Origin of the sequence: Blautia sp. HCP28S3_G10, from assembly GCF_052065235.1 — a bacterium.
In the GTDB taxonomy this organism is placed as follows: domain Bacteria; phylum Bacillota; class Clostridia; order Lachnospirales; family Lachnospiraceae; genus Blautia_A.
Window position 1 is genome coordinate 1 of the sequence record NZ_JBQHUL010000096.1, and the last position, 853, is coordinate 853.

The following is an 853-nucleotide window of genomic DNA, read 5'->3' on the forward strand; positions in this document are numbered from 1 at the left end:
CGGATCCTGTGTCGAACAAAAGCAAAAAAGAAGTTGAAATATCCGGAACGATTTAAAGATTACCGGTATGTCTGTCAGGCTGTTCCTATGGATTTTCTCTCTGAAAAATGTAATGAATATTCATTGTCACTGCGTATTGTTCGGATTGAAATTGCACCGGGGATTTATGAAAACCTGATCACGAATCTTCCGGATATCGATTTTGATATGGATCACTTAAAAGAACTCTACCATCTCAGATGGTCACAGGAAACAGCATACCGGGATCTAAAATACCCACTATGTTTAAAAGCATTTCATAGCCAAAAATATGCTTATATTGTACAGGAAGTATTTGCCAGGGTGCTTATGTATAACTATTGTGCCCAGATTTCCAGCCATGTGAAAATACCGGATCGTTCCCGTAAATTGTCATATCAGGTTAATTTTTCACAGGCTGTAAAAATATGCCGGAATGCCTTGCGTAGTAAGGAGCAAAATAACCCCTTAAATGTTGAAAGCCTGATTGCCGATAATATCGAAGCAATCAGGCCTGATAGAACCTTCCGCCGCCAAGCCAGGTTCAAAATACCCATGAGCTTTTGTTACCGTTAGCAGTAACTGCCCATGTCCAATATAGACCTTTTTGCATCAAATGGGAAGTAAAAATATAATTTTTTGCTTACCTTTCTTAAAGTTACCCTAAAAAACAAAAACTTACCACCACATGTGTTAAACAATCACAGAGGAAACTATAATCCGGAGATTTTTGCACATATCGCATTATGACTGTCTGAAAAAGCGTTAAGTATACCAGCATCCAATATTTATCAAGACTATTTACAGTACATTTTCCTTAAGTAAATGACATTGG

1 protein-coding gene is annotated in these 853 nt (G+C 37.5%); it reads left to right on the forward strand.

Annotation, left to right across the window (positions count from 1 at the left end; all coding sequences use genetic code 11):
- Positions 1 to 594: transposase (locus ACTNB8_RS16355; protein WP_441056114.1), on the forward strand; the 594-nt coding region annotated here is incomplete at its 5' end.
- Positions 595 to 853 lie beyond the last annotated feature (259 nt).